Origin of the sequence: Hymenobacter bucti (assembly GCF_042681145.1) — a bacterium.
Classification (GTDB): domain Bacteria; phylum Bacteroidota; class Bacteroidia; order Cytophagales; family Hymenobacteraceae; genus Hymenobacter; species Hymenobacter bucti.
This window is the reverse complement of record NZ_JBHUFD010000006.1, coordinates 153207-175697: the sequence shown is the minus strand read 5'-3', so window position 1 is coordinate 175697 and position 22491 is coordinate 153207. Positions and strand designations below refer to the sequence as shown.

Genomic DNA, 22491 nt, shown 5'->3' with positions numbered 1-22491 from the left:
GTAGGCAGATTGTATTTTATTGACAACCGTGCCACCTACCCACGCGCGGACCCGCAGGGTCCACGGTACTTCGCTACACCCGCCCCAGCCCCGCATACGGAAATACCACCCTCCGCACCCCCTCAAACCCATAATCCTGCGCCACCCCGAGCGCCAAAATCACCAGCTGAATCGCCAGAACTCCATCTAGGTGCAGGTACCGGTTTTGCTTATACAAGAGCAGCCCGATGCCGCCTTCCGATTGGTAGAGCGTTTCCACGAGCGTTATCAAGGTCCAAATGATGGCGAAATTCTGGCGGACAACTTCGAGCATGTCGGGGAGCTTGCCGCGCACCACCACTTCCCAGAAGCTGCCCCACTCGCCCAGCCCTAGGGTGCGGGCGTGGTCCAGCTCCTCTTGCGTGGTACCCAGGATGACTTGCGTCATGCCCGTTACGAGGTACACCGTGGCCCCGAACACCAGCACCGTCAGCTTTACCTGGTGGCCCGAGCTGAGCAGCAGCGCCATAAAAAACGTGAGCCCCGTGAGTGTGAGGTAGCGCAGCTTGGACGCCGCAAACGCCAGCGGCCGGAAGAACGGCAGCGCCGTGAGGTACGAGATACCTAGGGCCAAAACGGTGGCGATACCCAGCGCATGCCACGCCGTGGTGAGGCTGGCCCACAGCTCTTGCAGCAGGCCTTGGCTGGTGATAAGGCTACCCAAGGCACCTAGGACCTCGCCGAGGCGCGGAAAAATCTGGAGCGGGTAGAAGAGCCAGATAGCCAGCAGCAGCGCGACTTGGGCCGCCACCAGCGCGGCGAAGGTGGCGCGGCGCGGGTGGGCATTAGGGATGAAAAGGGAGTTCATAGCCTGTTGTGCGGACTTTGTAGTCCGCGGACGAGCGCAGCTAGTAACTGTCGGCTGCGCTCGTATTTTGGAAAAAGGTTCTGGAAGAAAATGTCCGCCGATACTCGCTGGCGCTCGTTCGCAGACTACAAAGTCCGCGCAACTAGTTGCCTAACACCACTTCCACGCGGCGGTTGGCAGCTTTGCCGGCCTCGGTGGCATTAGAGGCTACTGGCTCGGCGGCGCCGTGGGCGTACACTTGCACGCGGCCGGCGGGGAAAGCGCTGGCGCTTTTGGCTTCGAGCCAGTGGGCTACAGCCTCGGCGCGGGCTTCGGAGAGCTGCTGGTTGGCGGTGGGTAGGCCGGTGTTATCGGTGTAGCCGTGGACGGCCACTTTGAGGCGGCCGGCCACGAGCAGGTCGTCGAAGAGTTGGCTAAGCTCGCGCTGGGCGGCGGGCGTGAAAGTGCTCTGGCCGGTGTTGAACTCGATGTTCCAGGCGCGCTTGCTCACGCTGCGGCGGATTTCATCGTCGGCGGTGAAGCGCTGGGTTTCGGCCGGGGCCAGGGTTTTGCCTTTGTACTGGGCTTGTAGCTGCTTCAGTAGCGTGAGGTCGAGCATATTAGCCAGCGGTACGTAGCTGGGTAGCTCCTTGGGGTAGAGGCGGCTTTGCACGTCGCCGAAGGTTTTGTACACGGCCGCATAGATGTTGGTGCCGCCGTTGTCGAGGCCGAAGAGCGTGAGGTTGTCGTTGAAATTGAAGGCTTTGCTGCCGCCCAGCTCCACTACCTGGCCGGTGCGGTCGGCTTCGCTGGTGCCCTTGTAGTACTTGAGCCAGTAGGAGGCGGGCTTGTCCTGGTCGGCGTACACCTGGGCCGAAACCTCGGCGGCGCGACCTAGGGCTTCGGGGTGGCTTTTTACCTGGTCGCCGGCCACGGCAAAGGCAGTTATCAGGCCCTTGATGGCGGGCTGATGCGCGTCGTACCAGCGCTTGGTGGTCACCATGATGTTGGGCATCTGGTTGGAGTAGTCCTTGGTGCTCACGATGTTGACAAGGCCGCCTTTTTGCTTGGCGATGTTCACGTCGCCGGGCGTCCAGGTGGCTACGGCGTCGGCGGCTACGTCCACGCTTACGCCGGTGCTGTGGCCGTTTACCACTTTTTGGCGGCTTTCGGGCTTGCCGGTGATGTACTTCTCGGCGGCTACCAGGAAGTCGCTGGCGGCCATGAAGTTCACGGATTCGGGGTCATAGGTAGTTTCGTCGGGGTTGACTTTCAGGCCGTTGTCGGCGCACCATTTCAGGGCGATGTTCTGGTCGCCGTCGCGCAGGTAACAGGCGATGGTTTTGCCCAGGGCCGCCTTGGGGTTATCGAGCCATTCTTTCGGCCCCATCAATTTGTCTTCGCCAAAGCTTTTGCCCACCGAGTAGGGGATAATCTGGAGCTGCGTGCCGGCCTTTTCGAGCTGGCTTTGCACGGCCGAAAAGGCGGGCAGCCCGTCGCCCATGATGCTCACAATCAGACCTGGCGTGCTGGGGTTGCTTTGCAGGTCGAGGGCGTTTTTCACGAGGTCGGCCTGCATCTTGCTCACATCGTCCTGGCGCACTATCTGCATGTCTACGCCGTTGGCGGCCAGGGCTGAGCCCTGGGTGGTGCGGGGGCCGCCGTTGGCGAGCATGCCGGCCATTTGGCTGTTCCAGGCCATTACCTCCCACACCACGGCGGTGCCGTTTTCGGCGGGGGCGGTGCCGGGCAGCGGGGCCAGCGGCACCACCAGCGTGGCGCGGTTGCCGCTGGTCGCGGCGGGCAGCTCGATGGAGCTAAGGAGCACCGATTGGGTATCGGCTTTCTTGAAGAATCGGTTGCTGGCGACCAGCTTATTGATGCCGAAGTAGGTGAGGACGACGAGGATGACGCCCAATACGATTTTACCGCGAGTTGTCATGGAGGTTGAAATTTTAGGGGGGATGGCGCGGGGCTCTACCCCGTGCTGGTTATTTGCCGGCCTCTGGCTGGCGGCGTGGGCGAACGTTGTTGAGCTAGTATGCCCTGACGTGCCCTAGCGTGCGGGCCAGAGGCCCGCGGATAGTCGGCACGGGGCAGAGCCCCGCGCCATAGTTTGTAGAGGTGCTACAGCAGCACTGCGCAGAGCAACAAGGCCAGCAGGCCACTAATCAAGCAGGCTAGAATAGGCATCATCGGAGCGTTGTTTAGTGGCGGCTACGGAAGTGGAAACGGGCGCTTTGGTGCTGTCCATGAGCGCGTTGAAATCGCCTTTTTGGTAGCGGTCGAGCAGGCGCTGGCCCTTCTCGCTCATCACGCCGTTCTGGATGTCCATCTCCTTCACAAACTCCTGCGAGTAGCGCATGGCCTGCTTGATTTGGCCGAGTTGCTGGGCCATATCCTGGGCCACGCGGTCGGTGGCGAGGTCGAAGAAGTACTTCTTGTCGGGGTCGCCGCGCAGGATGTTCATCGCGGCCCGCATTCCTGAACTAGTGCGTTTCACGAGTTCGTATTCGTCTTTTAGCAGGCCCACTTTGAACTTGCTACCGTCGATTTGGCGCAGGGCGGCTTTCAGGATTTGGCGCATCACTACGGTCACGTTGGCCGTCGTCGTGGCCATGGGTTGCAGGCGCTGGTTGTAATCCAGGATTTGGGCGGCGCGGCTGGCGTAGGCTTCGGCGGCGTCTTTTTCGTGCTGGCGGGTGGCCGAATCGGCCAGGGCCAGGTACTCCTTCATCTGAGTTTCGTTGGCGGCGAGCTTGCGCTTCACCAGCTCGTGAGCACCCTCAATGTGGCCGATTTCGCCTTCCATTTGACGGGCCTCCTTCTCGGTATTGGCGATGTAGTCCTCCATGATGCCGATGGGGTCGGTGTTCACGAAAATGCCCGCTAGGGTCCGTAAAACACGCTGCCCAGCGTACCAGATGCCGGTCTGAATCCGCTTATTCGTGCCCAGCAAAAACAGCACGAACAGCGCCCCTAGGCCGATGCCGAGCTTCACGCTATTAAACACGATGTCAACGAGGTAGGGCACAATTTGGCCCCAGTAGTACACGCCCGCGCCGGCCGCGCCGGCCATTACTACCCAGCCAGCTACTTTCTCGGGTTGCTGCCACTTGGGCAGGGTAGGGTTGAGGTCGTTTGAAAGGAGGGTTTTCATACTCAGAAAGACGGTTTACTTGTTGATTAAAAATGATTTAGTGGCTTGTTGATGCACTTGCAGCTCGGCGGCGGCCGCGGCATTGGCCAGCTCGTAGCTGGCGAGCGCCGACTGCGCTTTGGTGCTTTCCTGCTGCACTTGCTGCTGGGTTTCTTGCAGCTGCTGGCTCTTGTCGGTGAGCTGCTTGGTGAGGGCCACCACGTCGGCTTGCAGTTGGGCTTCCTGGTTGCGGAGCTGGGCCAGGGCGCTGGGGGCGCCTTTTAGGGGCACGGTTTCGCCCGTTTTCTCGCGGTGGTGCGCCTGCACTTTGGCGCGGTCGTCGGCCAGCTTTTGGGTGAGTGCCTCGGCTGAGGTGAGTAGTGCGGGCAGGTCCTGGCCCGTCACGGCCGCAAAGGCGTTGAAGGCCGTTTGGTAGAGCAGCGGGCCGCTGAGGCCGCTGGCGGCCAGGCTCTTCACCATTTTGGTAAAGGCGTGGAAGTCGCGCCCGTCGCCGGCCAGGAGTTGGGCAATGTGGTCGAGGTGGCGCTGCTCGGGCTGCGCCTGGCCGGGCGCCAGGTCGGCCAGCGCCGGGGCGGGGGCAGTGGGCAGCGGCCGGGCTGCTGCCGGGGCGGCGGGAGCGGCGTGGCCTTCTTCCACGAAGAAGTCCTTGACGCCCCGGACCAGATTATCCAGAATAGCCATAGTCGGTGTGGGCAAGTAGGTGAGGGATGTGTACCTAATGCCAAGACTGGTGCCGACTCGGAGGAAAGTTATTTAGCTATTTTATAAAATGCTTATTAATAGAGTATTAAATAAAAAATCCCGTCCGGCGCGGGGCCGAACGGGACGTTGTTTTTTCAAAATGGCAAGCCGGTTTTTTCAAAAGAACAAGCCGGTGGGGTGATCTAGCTGGGCCCGAAGCGGTAGCGCAGACCTAGGGCCATCGAGCCAGAATTAGATTGGCGGCTAAGCGGCTGGTTCAGCAATAGGTCATACACCACTTCTAAGCGTTGGCCAAAACGATAGCGCAAGCTGGGCCCAACGCTAACGAAGGCTTCGTTGTATGGTAACGTATCATCATGATTGGTAACGGTAGCAGTGCCCTGGCTGACGTTGGTATACTCCTCATTGCTTACCCCGCGGTAATACTGGTGGTCATAGGCCACACCCCCTGCTACATCGACTTGGAAGCGGTGCTCCGGCTTGCGGGTGAGCGTGTAGCGCGCTTGCAGGGAGGCTGTGTAATGGCGCAGCGTAGACCTACCCGTACTGTTAAAGCGAATCATATTTGAATTGGCATCGGTATACTCATACGCCGACGTGTAGTCGTTTCTACGACCACTGTAAACTAGCCCGAGCTGCACCGCCAGCCGCGGCCGCCACTGGTAGCCCAAGGTGGCTTGCACAGGTAGCTGGTACGTACTGGTTGAGTGGGTGCTTACAGATGCAGGAACTCTCAAACGGCCTAGCGAATGGTAGGAGCCACTATAAATTGCCAGCCCCGCATAGAACTTGGGAGCCGCGGCGGCTGGGTTATCTTGGGCAAGGCCAAGCAGGGGTGAACCTAGTAGGAAGCCACCTAGGATGAGGCGAGAAATAATCATGGCTAAGGAAAAGGAAGAGGTATCGCAAGTAAGTATCTTTTTGATGGGTAAGCGTTGCAATCCTTAGCAAATAATAAAAGGCAGCGAAACGGCAGCTACACCCAGCCACCGCCGGCCAAAGCCGCCTTCCTGACCTGCGGCGCGAATGCAAGGTTTGCCTCATCCAGACGCCCAGCGCGGCCGGGCTGTCCTCAACGGGGCTTTTGCCCGGATACCCTCGGGGCATTTCCCTGCCCTGCATCAGGCCTGCCGCTGGCCACAACAAAATAACGGCCGTGCAAAGCAACTGGGCGCTGGGGCAAGACTTAGGAGCTGATTTATTATTAATAGTATAAATAAATAATTTATATTTTTAATTTTATAAAGCCTGGGAGTTCCAGGTGCTCCTTGTTTTACCCTCTTACTTGGCTAGCTGTATGAAAGCGATTATCCTCACGGTGCTTGGTAGCTGGGGAATTTCTCAGGCTGCGTTTGGGCAGCAGGCACCGGCCTTAACTAATGCGAAAGTACCGGCGCCCAGCCCTCAAGCCGCGCCGGCAGATGAGTTCCACCGGCTGCTGGCGCGGGCGAATGGCGTCTGGACGGGACAGGCCACCATGACGTTTTCGCCCACGGCGGCGCCCATCACCAGCACATCCACGCTCACCAATAGCATGGTGATGGATGGACTCTTTCAGGTTTCGGAGGTTATTTATACCATCAATGGCCGGCAGCTTCACGGGGTGCGGGTGACGGGCTACGATGCAACCAAAAAAATATTTACCCGCGCCATGATTCAGGATGGCGGCAATGGCGTGGCCATGGAAGGCCCCTGGGACCCGGCCACCAAATCGACCACCATGCGCTACCAGCAGCTCAGCAACACCACCGGCCAGTATAGCGACATGAAGGAGGTGTACACCTTTGTCGATGAAAACACCGAGCTATTGGAAATCTACCGGCTGGATACCAAAGCCAACAAGGAGTTTAAAATCCTGAACGTGAAGTGGACGAGAAACCGATAGCTAGGACCTACCGCAAACAACTTGCTTTAGTAGGAGTTAGGCTAGTTCTTCCCTCCTCATGGCCGCCCCCCTCACGTACCCCAATACCGCCGAGCTATATGGCCGCCCCGCTTTGGAAGCTAGCCTGGCGCCAGCAGGGCCAGCGCTGCGGGTAGAGCGCTACCAGCTCGACGCGACGGCGCTGCCCGCCCACGCCCACGCCGACCACCTGCTGCTGCTGCACCAGGGCGCGCAGCCCGTGGTGTCGCGTCGCCGCAGTGGCAGCCGGGTTGAGGAAGACCTTTTTCATTATGGTGATGGCGGCCTGTACCCGGCCGGCGAGTACGGCCCCCTGGCCTGGGACGGACCCGCCGACGTGCTGCACCTGCACCTAAATCCGCAGCTGCTGGAAGACCGTGCTCGCCAGGGCCTCGACCTCACGCACTTTGCCCTGCGCGACCAATTTCGGCTGGAAGATGGCCTGCTGACCCACCTGGGGCGGCAATTGCTGACGGCCACCGGGGCCGAGCACGCCCTAGGGCAGCTCTACACCGAGTCGCTGACCACGGCCCTGAGCCTGCACCTCATCACGCACTACGCCAGCTACGAGCAGCGCATCGCCAATGCCGGCGCCCGGCTGCCCGGCGCGGTGCTGGCCCGCATCGAGGCCTATATCGAGGCCGCGGCCGAACAGGTAATTACCCTAGAGGCGCTGGCCGAGCTGGCCAACCTCAGCGTGTTTCACTTCGCCCGCCGCTTCAAGCTGACCATCGGTCGCTCGCCCTACCAGTACGTGCTCGACTGGAAAATAACGCGCGCCCGCCAGCTGCTGCGGGCCGGCAACCAGCCCGTGGCCGTCATCAGCGACACGCTGGGCTTTGCCTCGCCCGCGCACTTTTCGGCGGCGTTCAAGCGGGCGGTGGGCCAGAGCCCGCGTACGTTTCAGCGGGGATGAAGTAGCGCGAACTTTGTAGTTCGCTTTGTTACGCCGTTCGCACCTTGTGAAAACGCGAACTACAAAGTTTGCGCTACAAGCCATCCAGCCAAAACAGCAAGTATTTGTAAGAACCCAGCAAGAATCGGGCAGACCTAGGGGGTAGTTAGGGAGGAATTTTGCAGCACGCAAACCGGCCGCCGCGCGCTGCCGAAACCTCCCTAATTCAACTCCTTATGAATCTCCCCATCGTAGTAGCCGGTGCCACCGGCAACCTGGGCCGCCGTATTATTGAAGCCCTGCTGCGGCGCGGCGCCACCGTGCGCGCCCTAGTGCGGCCCGAAACCGACCCCGCCAAAATCGCCGACCTAGCCCAGCGCGGGGTCGACGTTCGGCCCGTAGATATGGCCGATGCGGCCGCCCTCACCCAGGCCTGCGTTGGGGCCGGGTGCGTAGTGTCGGCGGTGGCGGGCCTGCGCGAGGTTATCGTAGACACGCAATCGACGCTGCTGGCGGCAGCCGTAGCGGCTGGGGTGCCGCGCTTCATTCCCTCCGATTTTTGCAGCGACTACACCCAGCAGCCCGCCGGCCAAAACCGCAATTTTGACCTGCGGCGCGAGTTTCAAGCCCTGCTCGACCAGGCGCCCATCGCGGCTACGTCCATTCTCAACGGCGCGTTTGCCGAGGTGCTGACTTACAACATTCCGCTGCTCGACTTTAAGCAACAGCAGGTGGGCTATTGGGAAGATGCCGATTGGAAAATCGACTTCACGACTATCGACGATACGGCCGCTTTCACGGCCGCGGCGGCCCTGGATGCCGACTCGCCCAGGTGGCTCCGCATCGCCAGCTTTCAACTCAGCCCCCGTGAACTGGCGGCGGCAGCCGAAGCGGCGGGCCGCGGGCACTTTGAGGTGGTGCGGCTGGGCTCGCGGGCCGATTTTGCCGCGCGCATTCAGCAGGTTCGCGCTGCCAACCCGGCTGGCGAGCACGAGCTGTACGCCGACTGGCAGCAGATGCAGTACCTGCTCAGCATGTTCAGCGTGCAAAACAACCCGCTGGACAACAGCCGCTACTCTGGCCTGACGTGGGCCAGCGCCCGCGCGGTACTAGCCGCGCCGGGCGAAGCCGCGGCGGCGCCCGGCCCCGAAGCGGCGTATACCGATGCCGAACTAATCAAGCGCTTGCCCGGCTTCACTAACCACTACGCCACCGTGAATGGTGTGCGCCTGCATTACGTGGAGGGCGGCAGCGGGCAGCCGCTGGTATGCTTGCCCGGCTGGCCCCAGACGTGGTATTCCTTCCACCCGGTGGCTCCGAAGCTGGCCGAGCACTACCGCGTTATCATCGTCGATATCCGAGGCATGGGCACTTCGGACAAGCCCGCCGACGGCTACGACAAGAAGACGATGGCGCAGGATATTTACGCCCTAGTGCAGCACCTAGGGCTGGCGCAAGTGTCTCTGCTGGGCCACGATATTGGCGGGATGGTGGCGGCCAGCTTCGCCCTCAACTACCCCGAGGCTACCGAAAAGCTCATCCTGGCCGATGCCTCGCACCCCAGCGACGGCATGCGCTACATGTCCATGCTGCCCGCGCCCGGCGCTTTCGAGCAGAAGATGGACGGTCACCAACCTTACGTTTGGTGGATGGCCTTCAACCAAGTAAAGGGCCTGCCCGAAAAGCTGCTGGCCAGCCGCTTCCAGCACCTGCTCGATTACCTCTTTGCCTACGTCATGCGCGATGAAAGCAAGATGTCGGCCTTCGACCGGGCCGTGTACGCCGCCGCTTACAACCAGCCTGAGAGCATCCGGGCGGCCAATGCCTGGTACCAAGCCCTAGGGCAGGACATGGCCGATGCCCACAACTACGCGCCGCTCACCATGCCCGTGCTGGGCATCGGCAGCTACGTAGCCTACGAAAATTTGCAGCAGGGCCTGCCCGCCATCGCGCCAAATGCGCAGGTAGTCGGCCTGCTCGACAGCGGCCACTACATGTTTGAGGAAAAGCCCGACCAGGTGCTGGCCGCCGTGCTAGACTTTCTGCGGTAGCTGCTGCGTCTGGAGCCTGCTCAGTACAAGATAGGCTAGCGTGACATAGCCATAATGGACACTGGCAAAGAGCGAATGCACACGCGCAAAAGCTAGTAGACTTGCGGGATGTTGGGAGCTGTACTAACGACTTGTTTCGAATGATGTATTTACATTAAATGTATGTACATTTGTCATGAAAAGCGGCGCAGACTACTTCGCCTTGCGTTCCTAAAGCCTACTATAAAACAGCATCATGGAAGTTGGAATCGATAGTTTTGCCTCGCACCTGCTCCAGAACGGGGGCGACCACCTGAGCGGCACCGAGGCCATGCGCCTATTGCTCGAGCGCATTGAGCGCGCCGACCAAGTGGGCCTCGACGTATTCGGCATCGGTGAGCACCACCGGGCCGAATACCTCGACTCGGCCACGGCCGTGATTCTGGCCGCGGCGGCCGCGCGCACCAAGCGTATTCGGCTCACTAGCGCCGTCACGGTGCTATCGGCCGCCGACCCGGTGCGCGTGTTTCAGGAGTTTGCCACCCTGGATTTGATTTCGCAGGGCCGGGCCGAAATGGTGGTGGGGCGCGGCTCGTCCACCGAAGCATTTCCGCTCTTCGGCTTCAGCCTGAACGATTACGACGAGCTGTTTAGCGAGAAGCTAGGGCTGCTGCTGGCCATCCGCGACCAGGAAAAAATCCGGTGGAAGGGCCAGTACCGGCCGGCGCTTACGGGCCAGGGCGTGTACCCGCGCCCGGCGCAGGCGCAGCTGCCCATCTGGCTGGGGGTGGGCGGCACGCCCGAGTCGTTTGTGCGGGCCGGCACGCTGGGCCTGCCCCTGATGGTGGCCATTATTGGCGGCGACACCCACCGCTTCCGGCCCCTGGTAGACCTCTACCGCGAGGCCGGCCGCCGGGCCGGGCACGCCCCCGAGCAGCTCAAAGTGGGCCTGCACTCGCTGGGCTACGTGGCCCCCACCACCGAAGAAGCCGTGGCCGAATTTGTGCCCGGCTACATCGAGACGTTTAGCAAGCGCTCGCGCGAGCGGGGCGGCAGTCCCCTCACGCGGGCCCACTTTACGGCGCAGGCCGGCCCTCTAGGAGCGCTGCTGGTGGGCAACCCTGAAGAAGTGGCGGCCAAGATTTTGCGGCACAGCGAGGCGCTGGGTGGGGTCTCGCGGGTGACGTTTCAGATGGATGTAGCCGTGCAGCCGCACGAAAAAATCCTGCGGGCGACCGAGCTGATTGGCACCCGCCTCGCGCCCTTGCTGCGCTAAGCCACCGGGCGCCAGTACCTAGGTTTTAAAAAAAGCATACCTAGGGGCTGGCGCTCAGTAGCCAGGCCTCGATTAAGCATTCAAGCCAACCAGGCCGCTCTTGAACGAGAACGGCTTGGTTGGCTTGGGTGCTTAATGCCACACGCCCAGCAGTCGGCGCAGCAGGATAATTTCGCCTACGTGGTATGCGGCGTGGTCGCCGATGAGCAGCGCCTCGCGGAAAAGATTCTGTCCATCGCCGTGCGGTAGAGGCGTGAAGAGGTCGGTAGCCGGGTTTTCGAGCAAGTCGATAAACTGCTGCTGGTCGTGCCGAATGGCCGTGAGCGCGGCTTGCCAGCCGGCTTCGTCCACGAGTACCTTTTTGTCGGGCCAGTAGCCGGCTGGCCACTCGGGGGCCACGTACGCGGGGTTCACGCAAAACTCCAGAATATCGGCTTGCGCAATGCGCAGGTGCTCGACCAGGTGCCAGATAGTGTAAGGCACTTCGGGCACGGTTTGGTTGCGCACGGCTGGTGGCAGCTCGGCAATGGCCTGCTCGAAGGTGGCGTGGGCATTGCCGGCGGTGAGCAGCTGGGTAAGCTCGGCGACGAGGGCGGCGCGGGTGGGCTGGTCCATAGTTGAAAGGCTTTAGGCTGAGAAGTGTAGAGACGCATCTTTGCGTCTCAGCGTTGTTAAGCCCGCCTAACGCAAAACGCAAGAATGCGTCGCTACATCCCTTCCAGCAGCCCTAGGCGGCCCGCGAATACGCGCCCCACTTGCAGCGAGTGGTGCTTGGCCGTTTCGGCTACTGGCCCTTCAAAGTGGGCATCCACGGCTTCGTGAAACAGCTCGAGCCAGCGCTCGAAGTGCACTAATTCGAGGGGTAGGGGGAAGTGCTTGCGCATGGGAAAACCTCGGTAGCGGCTGCTGCCCAGCAAGATGCCGCTCCAAAAATCGTAGAGTTGCGGCAGGTGGTGCGAGAGGTCGATGTGCGCAAAATCGACAAAGACGGGCTTCAGCAGCGGGTCGGCCAGGGCGCGGGCGTAGAAGCTGTCGACCAGCGTTTTGATGTCGGCTTCGGTGGTGATGTCGGGCATAAGAGGTAAAACGGAGTGGCACTCCGCCTGGCGCAAGGGGCGTATGGATAGACAATAACAACAAAGACGCCGAAACGGAGTGCCACGCCGTTATACATTTGAGGCCGCTCATGAATGACCCCGAAATCCGCGCCCGGCTCTACCCACTGCTCCTGGGTGGCGTGTATATCGACGAGCTGCCCACCGGCGCCACCCGCGCCGACGTAGTGCACATCACCGAGGCCTTTATGCACGGCTACGAGGTGAAGGGCGACGGCGACACCCTGCAGCGCGTGGAAAACCAGCTGCGCTGCTACGCTGAGGTCTACGATTTCGTCACCTTCGTCGTGACCGAAAAGCACGTGGCCAAGCTGCTGCCGCGCCTGCCCGCGTGGGTGGGTGTGCTGGTGGCCGAGGCCGATGGCCTAGGGCTGCGCCAGCACCGCCCGGCCGGCTACAACGCCACCGTGCAGCGCGCCCCGCTGGCGGCGCTGCTGTGGGTAGAGGAGGTCAAGCAGTTTTTGCTGGCGCGGGGCCTGGCGGGCGCCAGCACCCTGCGCCAGCGCGAGGTAGCGCAGTTTCTGCGCACCACCCAGACCATCCCGCTCTCCAGCCTGGCGCAGTACGTGCGCGAGCGCCTCATGGCCCGCCTGCCCGAGCGCCTGCTGCTGCGCGAAGAGCGCCGGGCCGAGCGCGAACGCCTGGCGGGGCTGCGCCAGCGGCGGGCGGCCCGGGCCAAACGGCGGTAAGCTGCCCCGTGCCTGAGCGCTCGCAGTGCCGTAACTTCCGGCCAAAATCCGCTAGCCTTATCCTATTGCATGCATCACTACAAGCTAGCGCCCACCGCGCTGCCCCAGCTGCCCAAGGCCCCCACTGGCATTGAGGGCCTGGACGAAATAACGGAGGGCGGCCTGCCGCTGGGCCGCCCCACGCTGGTTTGCGGCAGCGCGGGCTGCGGCAAAACGCTGCTGGGCATCGAGTTTCTGGTGCGCGGCATCCTGGACTACGACGAGCCGGGTGTGCTCATGACTTTTGAGGAAACCGCCAACGAGCTGACGGCCAACGTGGCCTCGCTGGGCTTTGACCTCCAGGCCATGCAGGCCGACAAAAAGCTGCGCGTCGACCATGTGCACATCGAGCGCTCCGAGATTGAGGAGACCGGCGAGTATGATTTGGAAGGCCTCTTTATCCGCCTAGGGTACGCCATCGACAGCATCGGGGCCAAGCGCGTGATGCTCGATACCATCGAAGCGCTGTTTGCGGGCTTCCCCAACGAGGCCGTGCTGCGCTCTGAAATCAGGCGCCTGTTCCGCTGGCTTAAAGACAAGGGCGTCACGACCGTCATCACGGCCGAGCGCGGCGAGGGCACGCTCACGCGCCAGGGCTTGGAAGAGTACGTGTCGGACTGCGTAATTCTGCTCGACAACCGCGTCATTGACCAGATTACGACCCGCCGCCTGCGTATCGTGAAGTACCGCGGCAGCACCCACGGCACCAACGAATACCCGTACCTCATTACCGAAGACGGCTTTTCGGTGCTGCCCGTGACCTCGCTCAAGCTCGAGCACACGGTCTCGGATACCATCATTTCGTCGGGCGTGCCCTCGCTCGACGAGATGTTTGCGCGCCGGGGCTGGTACCAGGGCAGCAGCATCCTGATTACGGGCACGGCGGGCACTGCCAAAACCACGCTGGCCGCCTCCTTCGCCCTCGAAACCTGCCGCCGCGGCGAGCGCTGCCTATTCTTCGCCTTTGAAGAATCGCCGGCCCAGCTCATCCGCAACATGCGCACGGTGGGCCTCGACCTGCAGCCCTGCGTTGACCAGGGCTTGCTGCTCATTGAAGCCTCGCGGCCCACGCTCAACGGCTTGGAGCGCCACCTCGTGACGGTGCACAAGCTCATCAAGGAGTTTCGGCCGCAGGCCGTGGTCATCGACCCCATCAGCAACCTGATATCGGTGGGCAGCATCAGCGAGGTGCGTAGCATGCTCACGCGTTTGATTGATTTCCTGAAGGTTAGTAACGTTACGGCCTTGTTTACGGCCCTCGTGAGCGGGCGCGACGGGCGCATGGAGCTGACCGAAGAAGGCATCTCGTCGTTGGTTGATACCTGGCTGTCGGTGCGCGACCTAGAGGGCATCGGCGAGCGCAACCGGGGCCTGAGCATCTTTAAGGCGCGGGGCATGGCGCACTCCAATCAGGTGCGCGAGTTTTTGGTGACCGACCAGGGCATTCAGCTGCTCGATGTGGTGATTGGGCCCCTAGGTATCATCACGGGGGCCAGCCGCCTCACGCAGCGTATTCAGGAGCAGGCCCACCTCACGGCCCAGCAGCAGGAAGCCGACCGCAAAGACCGCGAGCTGGAGCGCAAGCGCCGCGTGCTCGAAGCCACCATCGCCAACCTGCGCACCGAGTTTGAGTCGGTGGAGGAGGAGCTGCGCCGAGTGCACAGCGAGGAGCAGTCGCGCCAGCAAGCGAGCGATAAGGCCCGTGACTCGGCGGCCGAAAACTTAAACAACCGACTTTTGGGCGCGAGCCAACGCCCGGCCTAGCTAACTCGTACAAGATAGAATATGGATTTGAGGGGAACTGATACGGCTACTACTGACGCTGCCAATACCTGGGAGCTGCGCCTGTACGTGGCGGGCCAAACAACCAAGTCGGTGGCGGCGCTCGCCAACCTAAAGCGCTACTGCGAAGAACACCTGATGGGCCGTTACACGCTGGAAGTAATTGATTTGCTGCAGTTTCCGCAGCTGGCCGAGGGCGACCAGATTCTGGCCATTCCCACGCTGGTGCGCAAAGTGCCCGAGCCCATCCGCAAAATCATCGGCGACTTATCGAACGAGGAGAAGGTGCTGGTGGGGCTCGACATTCGCCCGCGCGGCGACCGCTAAGCTGCCCGCCGATGAATCATTCTGCGCCCGCGCCCTCCGCTGCCGAAGCCGAGTACCTGCTGCACCTCTACATCACGGGCGCCACGCCCAACTCGATGCGGGCAGTGCGCAACATCAAGGAAATCTGCGAAGCGCACTTGGCCGGGCGCTACGAGCTGCTGATTATTGATATTTACCAGCAGCCCGACCTAGCCCAGCAAGAGCAGATAATAGCTGCCCCCACCCTGATACGGGTGCGCCCGCTGCCCCGGCGGCAGCTGGTGGGCGACTTGTCAAACCGGGCGGCCGTGCTAATTTCGCTCGGCGTTCCGCAGTCGGGTGCCGCTAACTAAGCCAGTATGAACGAGCCTGCTCCCCTGAGTGCTGCTGAGCTGGCCCGCGAAAATGAGGAGCTGCGCCACCAGCTGCGTGAGGCCGAGGAGCTGATTGCGGCCGTGCGTACCGGGGCCATCGATGCGCTGGCCATTCAGGGCGCCGACGGGCCGCGCATCTTCACCCTGGAAGGCGCCGACCAGAGCTACCGCATGCTGGTGGAGCAAATGAATGAGGGCGCCCTGCTGCTGAGCCCCGGCGGCGTGGTGCTATACTGCAACGAGGCGCTGGCCGAGCTGCTGCACTACCCCTTGCAGGCAGTGCTGGGGAGCACCGCGGCCGGCTTCGTGCCCGCTGGTTTTCAGGCCTATTGGGCGGGGGTGGTGGCCCAGGGCTGGGCCGGCCGCGTGCGCGGCGAGCTGCCGCTGCAAACGCGCGACGGCGCCCTGCGGCCCTGCTCCGTGTCGATGAACAAGCTCAGCTTTAACGGGGCGCCGGCCCTGGCCGTGCTGGTGACGGATGTGTCGGCGCAGCAGGAAATCAGTACCATCCGGGCGGCGGTGGCCAAGCAGAACACCCTCATCGACCGCGCAAACGAGGAGCTGGTGCGCCAGCAGGTGGCGCGCCTGGCCATAGAGCAAGCCGCTGCCCAGGCCCGGGGCATGCTGGAAGGCATTCCGCAGATAGCCTGGACGGCCACGCCGGAGGGCAAAAATACCTACCTCAACCAGCGCTGGTTCGACTACGCGGGCCCGGCTGAGTCCAACCAGGACACGCCCATTACCTCGCGCGTGCACCCCAGCGACTACGAGGCCAGCATGCACCGCTGGCAGCACAGCCTGACTACCGGCGTGCCGCTCGACCTAGAGTGCCGCCTGCGCGGCGAGACCGGCGACTACCGCTGGATGCTGGGCCGGGCCCGGGCCCTGCACGCCGAAGACGGCGCCATCAGCCAGTGGATAGGCACGTTTACCGACATTCACGAGCACCGGCTGGCGCTCGAACGCATCGACCAGGCGCAGCAGCAGCTGCGCGACAACAACGCGGCGCTGACCCGCGTCAACGTGGACCTCGACAACTTCATCTACACCGCCTCGCACGATTTGCGGGCGCCCATCACCAACATCGAAGGCCTAGTGCAGGCCCTGCGTAGCGAGTTACCCAGCCCGGCCGAGCCCCGCCCTGCCCCGCAAGTGGGCTTTATTCTGAACCTGATGCAGGACTCGGTGGAGCGCTTCAAGCGCACCATCGACCACCTCACCGACGTGAGCAAGCTGCAGCGCGAGCACGGCCCCGCTACCGGGCAGGTGCCCCTGGCGGCGGTGGTGCACGACGTGCTGCTCGACCTGGAGCCGCTCATCAGCTCGGTGGGCGCGCAACTCACGGTGGACGTGGCCGACTGCCCGCCCGTGCTGTTTTCGGAGAAAAACTTGCGCTCGGTGGTGTACAACCTGCTCAGCAACGCCGTGAAGTACCGCGACCCCGCCCGCCCGCCGCGGGTGCTGGTGCGCGCCGAGTGCGCCGAGCACCACGTGCGGCTGCTGGTGCAGGACAATGGCCTGGGCATCAGCGAGGCTGGGCAGGGCAAGCTCTTCGGCATGTTTCAGCGGCTGCACGACCATGTGGAGGGCTCGGGCATCGGCCTTTACATGGTGAAGCGCATGGTCGAAAACGCCGGCGGCCGCATTGAGGTCACCAGCGAGGTGGGCGTGGGCTCGGCCTTCGCGGTGTACTTCCCGCGCTAGGCCCACCTTTGCGGCCGGCCCGGTCCCGGGCCGGTTTCATTCACCTCACTCAGCACCACTCCCATGACCACTGCCCAAACCATTGAGCAGCTCGAACGCCAGCGCTTCGACGCGCAGGTGAGCCAAGACTTCCCGACGCTGGAGAAAATCTTCGCCGACGACCTCATTTACACCCATTCCAACGGCCACCAGGACAGTAAAACGAGCTACCTCGCCTCCATTCGCAGCGGCCAGAGCCGCTACGATAAAGTCGATATCGAGGACCTGACCGTGCGCGCCTACAACGACGACCGCACGGCCGTCGTCAACGGCCTCATCCAGATAGACCTAGGGCCCGGTGCCGATGGCCAGCCCGCCCACACTCGCATCAAGTACGTGGTGGTGTACATCAAAACCGACGCCAGCGGCTGGCAACTCGTGCTGTGGCACGCCCAGAAGCAGGCCGCCTAGGGTAGGCTGGCTTCTACGCGATAACCAAAACGCTCGTCATGCTCAACTGCGCGGACGCCAGATGAGCATGACGAGCGTTTTGGTTACCCTTATTATACTTGTAACCACCCTACCGCCAGCTGGTGAGCAGGCCGCCAGTCTTGCCCAGGTAAGGGTCGGTGCCGGGGCGGGGTAGGGCCGCGATGTTTTTATCAGTTTGGGGGCGCTCGCCGGGCAGGCCGCGGTTCACGTCCCAGGTGCGGCCGTCGGGGTAAGCGCCCACGATACCTAGGTTGGTGCTGCCAAGGTTTTTGTGCCCCACCCCGGCCGGAATCACGAGGATATCGCCGGCCTGCACGGTCACCTTCTGGCCTTTTTCACCACCTAGGTGCAGCAGCGCGGTGCCCGCGTACACGCCCAGCACCTCGTGCGAAGTGCTGTGGTAGTGGTGGAAGGCGTACACGCCATTGCGCCACGAATTGGTCCAGTTGTTGGCCGCAAAGTGCCGCTCCAGCCAGGCGGCCCCGGCCGCGTCGCGGGCCGTAAAGGCCTGCCGGTACACCAGCAGCGGGTAGGCGCTGTTGGGGATAATGCCATCGTCTTTAAAGAGAAGCTGCTCAGGTTGCATCAGGCGAAAGGGCTGGCGGAGGGCGGCGCCCAGGCCCCAGGGCGCCAGCCCGATGAGCGGAAGAAAAGCGCGCCGTTTCATATAAGCACGTTGTACGGCGCGGCGGCTGGTAAAGGTAAATTATCTCAACATCGGCCATTATATTAAGGAGGCGCCGCGCGGCTTTGGTAAGTGCAGCACCGGCGAGCCGCCGACCTGTGCAGCTATACCGCCGCTTGCAGCACGCCCAGAATCTAGCTTGAATACCTGGCGAAAATGCTCTGGCGCTGCTTGGTACGCAGGAACGGGACCTGCTTGCCCCGCGGTGGAAGCCGCCCGGGCACAGTGCTATTAATTAGGTAATGAGGGCATCGGGCGGACCAATGGTGATGGGCGGCCCTTCGGGCGACACGTCGGCGACGCCGGGAATGGCCCGCGCCTGCTCGGCCGCATCTTCGGGCGCTGTACCCGTGATGCAGCCAATTTCAGTGAGCACCTGCTCTACTACGAAGCCGGCGGCCGCTAGCCGCCGCTCGATGGCGGGTAATGGCTGCTCGCCGGAAGTAGTGATTATCCATCTTTTAGAAGTAGCCATAATGCAGTTTAAGTGAAATGAGCCCTTAGGTACCCACCGGCAACCGGAGGCCGGTGGGTACCACGCAACTACCCTCGCTCGCTCCCGGTGGTGCTCAGGGCGCCTGCACCAGGCCGGCTCCCACCCGCACTACGGGGTAGGGCAGGCGCCGGGCCGTGGCAAGCAGCTTGCGCCACAGCGCGAGGCCCCGCAGGTTGGCGGCCGACTCGGCCCACAGCGCGGCGCAGCCCGCCACGTGCGGGGCCGCCATGCTGGTGCCGCTGATGGTTTTGTAGCGCGTCGGCCGCGGCCACGCGGAGAACACGTCGCGCCCCGGCGCGGCAATGTCAATCTTGCCCGTGGGGGAGTAGCTCGACGGCGCCAGGTTGGTATCGAGCGAAGCTACCGACATGATGGTGGGCGAGTTAGCGGGTGCCCCGGCGGGTGCCCCGGCGCCCGGGTTGCCCGCGGCGGCTATCATCAGCAGGCCGTTGTTGAGGGCGGCCTGCCCAGCGGCGGTGTAGGCCGGCTGCGGCCCACCCGGCCCACCTAGCGACATCGAAATAACCTGGCAGCGGTTGGCAATGGCCCAGTTCATACCCGCCAGCACGCTGGCCGTGGAGCCCGACCCGGAGTTGCTGAGCACCTTGCCCGAATAAACGGAGGAGCGGTAGCCGATGCCGTAGCGGGGCGTGGCGCCCGCCGGGGCTTTGGGCCCGCAAGCCGTGCCGATGCAGTGCGTGCCGTGGCCGTGCAGGTCTTGCACGGGCTGGCCCACGAAGGTGGCCCCCACAATGGGGCGCCCCGCAAAATCGGGGTGGCCCAGGTCCATGCCCGTGTCGAGCACCGCGATGCGGATGCCCGCCGCGCTGCGCACGCTCGATGGCACCTTGCAGGCCGTAAGGCCCCAAGTGGCCCCCAGCACCATTATTTCCTCCTGCAGGTCCAGTTCCTGCTGCGAGCCGCCGTTGGGGGCGTGCCCTAGCTCCTTGGCAATCAGCTCGGCTGCCCGCAAAAAGCCCCGCAGGTACTCGCCGGTGGGCGACTCGGCCGTGGCTGGCCCAAAGCCGTCGAGCTCCTGCACCTGCGCCGTGCCGCGCAGGTAGTTGTTGTAGAGCGCTTCGGCGAACACAAAGCGCTCGGCGTCAATGGATTCGATGGGGCTGTCGGCGGCAATATCGGCCGCCGCGCCCATGCTGCGCGCCTGGGCTGCGTCGCCCCCCACCAGCGCCACCCCAATTTCGGGGAACAGCACGGTATCGGCGTCGCCGAGGCTATCGAAGGCCACGGCTTGGTCGTTAAAGTCGCGGGCATCGGCCACGCGCAGGCCCTGCGTGCGCAGCGAGTTGAGGCCGTCCTCGCCCGCCCCGTCCTTGAACGTAATCAGGTAGCGGCCCGTATCGCCGCTTTCGTCGCCGCGGGCCAGCGCCGCTAGCAGCAGGTCGTCGATGGAGGAAGAAGCGTGGTTGGCACCCGACCCGTCGGGTGCGTCATTTTTATTTTGCTTAGCCATGATGGGTTGTAAAAAGAAAAATACTGATTAACCAAAACTTAAGCACGTGAGGTAGTGGCCGCAGCCAGTGGTGCCTGCGCAAGCAGCACTGGCCCGGCGCCGGGGAGCGAGCGGCAACGCTAGGTTGCCAGGGGTAGGAAGTAAAAGGGGCGGCCCGCCGGGCCGGGCGTGGGTTCACCACACGACGTCAGCCAGCTCCGTAAGGTGGGGGCGCTGGGCGGCGAGTTGGGGCGTGCTGGCCAGATTCTGGGTGTAGTTATCGGCCGCCTTCAGCACCGGCGCAAAGCGGAACTCGCCGCGCTGCTCCACCTCCGCCAGCGTAACCTGGTAAACCCGGAATTGCTCTAGGTCAATATCCTGGAGGCTAACGAGATTCTGCGTGAGCAAAAATGCCTGGGCCCGCAGCCGGCCGCCGGCCACGTAGGCCAGTACCTTGTAGAACTGGCGCGGAATCTGCACGCCGCGATACAGCCGGTCGGCCGGGTGAAAGAGAGGCCCGCCAAACACGCTCACGCGCAGGTGTTGCACGTCCACTTGCATAAAGAGGGCGTCTTCCAGCTTGCCCCAGATGCCGCCCTGCTGGCTCTGGTTGAAGTTTTCCATCTGGGGCGTGATGTTGGTGAAGTAGAACGACTCGCGGTTGGCCTGGCGGGCTTCGGCCTCGGTGCCCCAGCACAAGTCGGCGCGCCGGGCCAGGTGGCCCCGGTCGAGGCGGTTGCCTGCATAGAGGGCGTCGGTTACTTGGTACTTGGCCGCCACTAGGGGGTCGGGCCCAAACTGGAGGCCCTGGCGGCTTAGGCGCCGCATCTGCCCGCCGTCGATGTTCCAGCCCACCCAAAAGGCAAACCGTCGCTCGGCGTGCATCACTAGGGAGAAGTGGGTGTGGCGCACCACTTCGGTGCCCGCGTCAGCCCCCACGGCGCTGCGTCGGCCAGCCTCCGTAAGCGTGGGCGTGGGCACGGGCTGGCTCAGAAAATTGGGGTCGTAGCCTAGGGCCACTCTGGCGGCGGGCGCGGCTTCGGCGAGCGCGCTGCCAGGCGCCGTGTCAAGGAGCGTTGACATAAGGATGGCTAAGAAATAGGTGGGAAATGGGCAAGCCAACGCCGCCCTAGGGTAGGGGCCAGGCCCTATAAGTCAGCTGGCGAGCAGTAAGCGCGGCTGGCGTGCGGCTGCAAAGCCCGCACCCAGCGCAGGTAGGCTTGCGTAAGGCAGCGTTTTCGTATTCACTTGGTAGCGAGCCGCCAAGACCACTCCCCCGGTGTGCGGGGGCCCAACAACTAGGTGCGAACCGGCGCGGGGCCCCGGCCAGTCCGGCTGATAGCCTCGCGCTATCGCGGGGCAATACTACTAAGTTTATTTGATATAATATATATAATAGTAAATATTTAATGTTAAATTTTTATGCCAGCCTGATAGCATGGCTGCCGACGGTCGTGCCCGCACGAGGCAACCCCTCGCCGGGCGAGGCGGCCCCGCCCCGCTCGGCTACACAGGCTGGCACAGTTACCTTGGCTCCGTGCTACTTTTAGCCCTTTCAGCTTATCCCGCTCCCATGTCATACGCCCCCAACCCCGCCCGCTACGACACCATGGAATACCGCCGCTGCGGCCGCAGCGGCTTGCAGCTGCCCGCCATCTCGATTGGCCTGTGGCAAAATTTTGGCGAGGTAGATGCCCTAGGTAATTGCCGCGCCATCCTGCGCACGGCCTTCGACGCGGGCATCACGCACTTTGACCTGGCCAACAACTACGGCCCGCCCGCTGGCGCCGCCGAGCAAACGTTCGGGCGCCTGTACGCCGATGATTTTCGGGCGCACCGCGACGAGCTTATCATCTCGACCAAGGCCGGCTATGGCATGTGGCCCGGCCCCTACGGCGACGGTGGCTCGCGCAAGTACCTGGTGGCCAGCCTCGACCAGAGCCTGCGCCGCACGGGCCTCGATTACGTGGACATCTACTACCACCACCGGCCCGACCCCGCCACGCCGCTCGAAGAAAGCATGGGCGCCCTCGACGCGCTGGTGCGCCAGGGCAAGGCCCTGTACGTGGGCCTGAGCAGCTACTCGCCCGCCGAAACCCGCCGCGCCTGCGCCATCCTGCGCGACCTAGGTACGCCCTGTGTCATCCACCAGCCCAAGTACTCGCTGCTGGTGCGCACGCCCGAAGAGGGCCTGCTCGACGCGCTGGCCGACGAGGGCGTGGGCTGCATCGCCTTTTCCTCCCTGGCCCAGGGCGTGCTGACTGATAAGTACTTGCAAGGCGTGCCGGCCGATTCGCGCGCCGCCCGCCGCCTCGGCAACGGCGCCATTGAGGAAGGCCAGCTCACGCCCGAAAACATCGAAAAAGCCCGGCAGCTCAACGAGCTAGCCCAGCAGCGCGGCCAGACCCTGGCCCAAATGGCCCTGGCTTGGGTCTTGAAAGACCCGCGCATGACCTCCGTAATCATCGGTGCTAGCAAGCCGCAGCAGGTGACTGACGCCGTAGGCGCCGCGACCAACTACCAGTTCAGCGGTGAGGAATTGGCGCGAATCGACACAATTCTGGCGGAAGGTTAAGTTAGCCCGTCGC

General features: G+C 63.1%; 22 protein-coding genes. 11 read left to right on the top strand and 11 right to left on the bottom strand.

Going from position 1 to position 22491, the window contains the following annotated elements; genetic code table 11:
* Window positions 1-73: 73 nt before the first annotated feature.
* The 5 genes from ACFSDX_RS17180 to ACFSDX_RS17160 form a co-directional block, all read right to left on the bottom strand.
* Entirely contained in the window at window positions 74-847 is a 774-nt protein-coding gene (locus ACFSDX_RS17180; RefSeq protein ID WP_382315747.1) for an ABC transporter permease, read from the bottom strand.
* Between the two features lie 142 nt (window positions 848-989).
* Window positions 990-2768, bottom strand: coding sequence for an OmpA family protein (locus ACFSDX_RS17175; RefSeq protein ID WP_382315745.1), 1779 nt, complete (start codon window positions 2766-2768; stop codon window positions 990-992).
* Between the two features lie 225 nt (window positions 2769-2993).
* Entirely contained in the window at window positions 2994-3986 is a 993-nt protein-coding gene (locus ACFSDX_RS17170) for a hypothetical protein (RefSeq protein ID WP_382315743.1), read from the bottom strand.
* Between the two features lie 15 nt (window positions 3987-4001).
* A complete protein-coding gene (locus ACFSDX_RS17165; RefSeq protein WP_382315741.1) occupies window positions 4002-4667 on the bottom strand; it encodes a hypothetical protein in 666 nt (221 codons plus the stop codon).
* A gap of 203 nt (window positions 4668-4870) precedes the next feature.
* Window positions 4871-5569: an outer membrane beta-barrel protein gene (locus ACFSDX_RS17160; RefSeq protein WP_382315739.1), complete on the bottom strand. Its 699-nt coding sequence runs from the start codon at window positions 5567-5569 to the stop codon at window positions 4871-4873.
* A 416-nt stretch (window positions 5570-5985) separates the two neighbouring features.
* Between ACFSDX_RS17160 and ACFSDX_RS17155 the strand changes: the two genes are divergently transcribed.
* From ACFSDX_RS17155 to ACFSDX_RS17140, 4 genes are all read left to right on the top strand, one after another.
* The gene (locus ACFSDX_RS17155; RefSeq protein WP_382315737.1) at window positions 5986-6573 is read left to right on the top strand and encodes a DUF1579 family protein; all 588 of its coding nucleotides are present in this window, start codon (window positions 5986-5988) and stop codon (window positions 6571-6573) included.
* A 58-nt stretch (window positions 6574-6631) separates the two neighbouring features.
* Window positions 6632-7507 carry a helix-turn-helix transcriptional regulator gene (locus ACFSDX_RS17150; protein WP_382315735.1) on the top strand — a complete coding sequence of 292 codons (876 nt, stop codon included), beginning with the start codon at window positions 6632-6634 and terminating at the stop codon, window positions 7505-7507.
* 215 nt (window positions 7508-7722) lie between these two features.
* The gene (locus ACFSDX_RS17145) at window positions 7723-9537 is read left to right on the top strand and encodes an alpha/beta fold hydrolase (RefSeq protein WP_382315733.1); all 1815 of its coding nucleotides are present in this window, start codon (window positions 7723-7725) and stop codon (window positions 9535-9537) included.
* 235 nt (window positions 9538-9772) lie between these two features.
* Complete coding sequence (locus ACFSDX_RS17140) at window positions 9773-10792, top strand: Atu2307/SP_0267 family LLM class monooxygenase (RefSeq protein ID WP_382315731.1); 1020 nt, start codon at window positions 9773-9775, stop codon at window positions 10790-10792.
* A 132-nt stretch (window positions 10793-10924) separates the two neighbouring features.
* Here the strand turns inward: ACFSDX_RS17140 and ACFSDX_RS17135 are convergent, their stop codons facing one another.
* On the bottom strand, window positions 10925-11407 hold the full coding sequence (locus ACFSDX_RS17135) for a DinB family protein (protein WP_382315729.1): 483 nt from the start codon (window positions 11405-11407) through the stop codon (window positions 10925-10927).
* A 92-nt stretch (window positions 11408-11499) separates the two neighbouring features.
* Window positions 11500-11868 carry a group III truncated hemoglobin gene (locus tag ACFSDX_RS17130; RefSeq protein ID WP_382315727.1) on the bottom strand — a complete coding sequence of 123 codons (369 nt, stop codon included), beginning with the start codon at window positions 11866-11868 and terminating at the stop codon, window positions 11500-11502.
* Window positions 11869-11978: 110 nt separating this feature from the next.
* Between ACFSDX_RS17130 and ACFSDX_RS17125 the strand changes: the two genes are divergently transcribed.
* The 6 genes from ACFSDX_RS17125 to ACFSDX_RS17100 all read left to right on the top strand — a co-directional run bounded on the left by ACFSDX_RS17125 (window position 11979) and on the right by ACFSDX_RS17100 (window position 17251).
* Window positions 11979-12596 (top strand): sce7726 family protein, encoded by a 618-nt coding sequence (locus ACFSDX_RS17125; RefSeq protein WP_382315725.1) that lies wholly within the window; start codon window positions 11979-11981, stop codon window positions 12594-12596.
* Window positions 12597-12665: 69 nt separating this feature from the next.
* Window positions 12666-14399, top strand: coding sequence for a circadian clock protein KaiC (kaiC, locus tag ACFSDX_RS17120; protein ID WP_382315723.1), 1734 nt, complete (start codon window positions 12666-12668; stop codon window positions 14397-14399).
* 21 nt (window positions 14400-14420) lie between these two features.
* Window positions 14421-14744 carry a circadian clock KaiB family protein gene (locus ACFSDX_RS17115; RefSeq protein ID WP_382315721.1) on the top strand — a complete coding sequence of 108 codons (324 nt, stop codon included), beginning with the start codon at window positions 14421-14423 and terminating at the stop codon, window positions 14742-14744.
* 11 nt (window positions 14745-14755) lie between these two features.
* Window positions 14756-15076, top strand: coding sequence for a circadian clock KaiB family protein (locus ACFSDX_RS17110; RefSeq protein ID WP_382315719.1), 321 nt, complete (start codon window positions 14756-14758; stop codon window positions 15074-15076).
* Between the two features lie 6 nt (window positions 15077-15082).
* Window positions 15083-16801 carry an ATP-binding protein gene (locus ACFSDX_RS17105; protein ID WP_382315717.1) on the top strand — a complete coding sequence of 573 codons (1719 nt, stop codon included), beginning with the start codon at window positions 15083-15085 and terminating at the stop codon, window positions 16799-16801.
* 63 nt (window positions 16802-16864) lie between these two features.
* The gene (locus ACFSDX_RS17100) at window positions 16865-17251 is read left to right on the top strand and encodes a nuclear transport factor 2 family protein (protein WP_382315715.1); all 387 of its coding nucleotides are present in this window, start codon (window positions 16865-16867) and stop codon (window positions 17249-17251) included.
* Between the two features lie 109 nt (window positions 17252-17360).
* Here the strand turns inward: ACFSDX_RS17100 and ACFSDX_RS17095 are convergent, their stop codons facing one another.
* From ACFSDX_RS17095 to ACFSDX_RS17080, 4 genes are all read right to left on the bottom strand, one after another.
* Window positions 17361-17939, bottom strand: coding sequence for a cupin domain-containing protein (locus tag ACFSDX_RS17095; protein ID WP_382315713.1), 579 nt, complete (start codon window positions 17937-17939; stop codon window positions 17361-17363).
* A gap of 253 nt (window positions 17940-18192) precedes the next feature.
* Window positions 18193-18432: a hypothetical protein gene (locus tag ACFSDX_RS17090; RefSeq protein ID WP_382315711.1), complete on the bottom strand. Its 240-nt coding sequence runs from the start codon at window positions 18430-18432 to the stop codon at window positions 18193-18195.
* A gap of 94 nt (window positions 18433-18526) precedes the next feature.
* Window positions 18527-19924: a S8 family serine peptidase gene (locus ACFSDX_RS17085; protein ID WP_382315709.1), complete on the bottom strand. Its 1398-nt coding sequence runs from the start codon at window positions 19922-19924 to the stop codon at window positions 18527-18529.
* A 174-nt stretch (window positions 19925-20098) separates the two neighbouring features.
* Window positions 20099-20986, bottom strand: coding sequence for a DNA/RNA non-specific endonuclease (locus ACFSDX_RS17080; protein ID WP_382315707.1), 888 nt, complete (start codon window positions 20984-20986; stop codon window positions 20099-20101).
* A 490-nt stretch (window positions 20987-21476) separates the two neighbouring features.
* Here ACFSDX_RS17080 and mgrA point away from each other — a divergent pair, with 490 nt between their 5' ends.
* Window positions 21477-22478 carry an L-glyceraldehyde 3-phosphate reductase gene (gene mgrA / locus ACFSDX_RS17075; protein WP_382315705.1) on the top strand — a complete coding sequence of 334 codons (1002 nt, stop codon included), beginning with the start codon at window positions 21477-21479 and terminating at the stop codon, window positions 22476-22478.
* Window positions 22479-22491: the final 13 nt, after the last annotated feature.

Excerpts from the sequence above, each read along its gene's own strand:
- ACFSDX_RS17180 (WP_382315747.1), bottom strand. The coding sequence starts at position 847 with ATGAACTCCCTTTTCATCCCTAATGCCCACCCGCGCCGCGCCACCTTC.
- ACFSDX_RS17175 (WP_382315745.1), bottom strand. The coding sequence starts at position 2,768 with ATGACAACTCGCGGTAAAATCGTATTGGGCGTCATCCTCGTCGTCCTC.
- ACFSDX_RS17170 (WP_382315743.1), bottom strand. The coding sequence starts at position 3,986 with ATGAAAACCCTCCTTTCAAACGACCTCAACCCTACCCTGCCCAAGTGG.
- ACFSDX_RS17165 (WP_382315741.1), bottom strand. The coding sequence starts at position 4,667 with ATGGCTATTCTGGATAATCTGGTCCGGGGCGTCAAGGACTTCTTCGTG.
- ACFSDX_RS17160 (WP_382315739.1), bottom strand. The coding sequence starts at position 5,569 with ATGATTATTTCTCGCCTCATCCTAGGTGGCTTCCTACTAGGTTCACCC.
- ACFSDX_RS17155 (WP_382315737.1), top strand. The coding sequence starts at position 5,986 with ATGAAAGCGATTATCCTCACGGTGCTTGGTAGCTGGGGAATTTCTCAG.
- ACFSDX_RS17150 (WP_382315735.1), top strand. The coding sequence starts at position 6,632 with ATGGCCGCCCCCCTCACGTACCCCAATACCGCCGAGCTATATGGCCGC.
- ACFSDX_RS17145 (WP_382315733.1), top strand. The coding sequence starts at position 7,723 with ATGAATCTCCCCATCGTAGTAGCCGGTGCCACCGGCAACCTGGGCCGC.
- ACFSDX_RS17140 (WP_382315731.1), top strand. The coding sequence starts at position 9,773 with ATGGAAGTTGGAATCGATAGTTTTGCCTCGCACCTGCTCCAGAACGGG.
- ACFSDX_RS17135 (WP_382315729.1), bottom strand. The coding sequence starts at position 11,407 with ATGGACCAGCCCACCCGCGCCGCCCTCGTCGCCGAGCTTACCCAGCTG.
- ACFSDX_RS17130 (WP_382315727.1), bottom strand. The coding sequence starts at position 11,868 with ATGCCCGACATCACCACCGAAGCCGACATCAAAACGCTGGTCGACAGC.
- ACFSDX_RS17125 (WP_382315725.1), top strand. The coding sequence starts at position 11,979 with ATGAATGACCCCGAAATCCGCGCCCGGCTCTACCCACTGCTCCTGGGT.
- kaiC (WP_382315723.1), top strand. The coding sequence starts at position 12,666 with ATGCATCACTACAAGCTAGCGCCCACCGCGCTGCCCCAGCTGCCCAAG.
- ACFSDX_RS17115 (WP_382315721.1), top strand. The coding sequence starts at position 14,421 with ATGGATTTGAGGGGAACTGATACGGCTACTACTGACGCTGCCAATACC.
- ACFSDX_RS17110 (WP_382315719.1), top strand. The coding sequence starts at position 14,756 with ATGAATCATTCTGCGCCCGCGCCCTCCGCTGCCGAAGCCGAGTACCTG.
- ACFSDX_RS17105 (WP_382315717.1), top strand. The coding sequence starts at position 15,083 with ATGAACGAGCCTGCTCCCCTGAGTGCTGCTGAGCTGGCCCGCGAAAAT.
- ACFSDX_RS17100 (WP_382315715.1), top strand. The coding sequence starts at position 16,865 with ATGACCACTGCCCAAACCATTGAGCAGCTCGAACGCCAGCGCTTCGAC.
- ACFSDX_RS17095 (WP_382315713.1), bottom strand. The coding sequence starts at position 17,939 with ATGAAACGGCGCGCTTTTCTTCCGCTCATCGGGCTGGCGCCCTGGGGC.
- ACFSDX_RS17090 (WP_382315711.1), bottom strand. The coding sequence starts at position 18,432 with ATGGCTACTTCTAAAAGATGGATAATCACTACTTCCGGCGAGCAGCCA.
- ACFSDX_RS17085 (WP_382315709.1), bottom strand. The coding sequence starts at position 19,924 with ATGGCTAAGCAAAATAAAAATGACGCACCCGACGGGTCGGGTGCCAAC.
- ACFSDX_RS17080 (WP_382315707.1), bottom strand. The coding sequence starts at position 20,986 with ATGTCAACGCTCCTTGACACGGCGCCTGGCAGCGCGCTCGCCGAAGCC.
- mgrA (WP_382315705.1), top strand. The coding sequence starts at position 21,477 with ATGTCATACGCCCCCAACCCCGCCCGCTACGACACCATGGAATACCGC.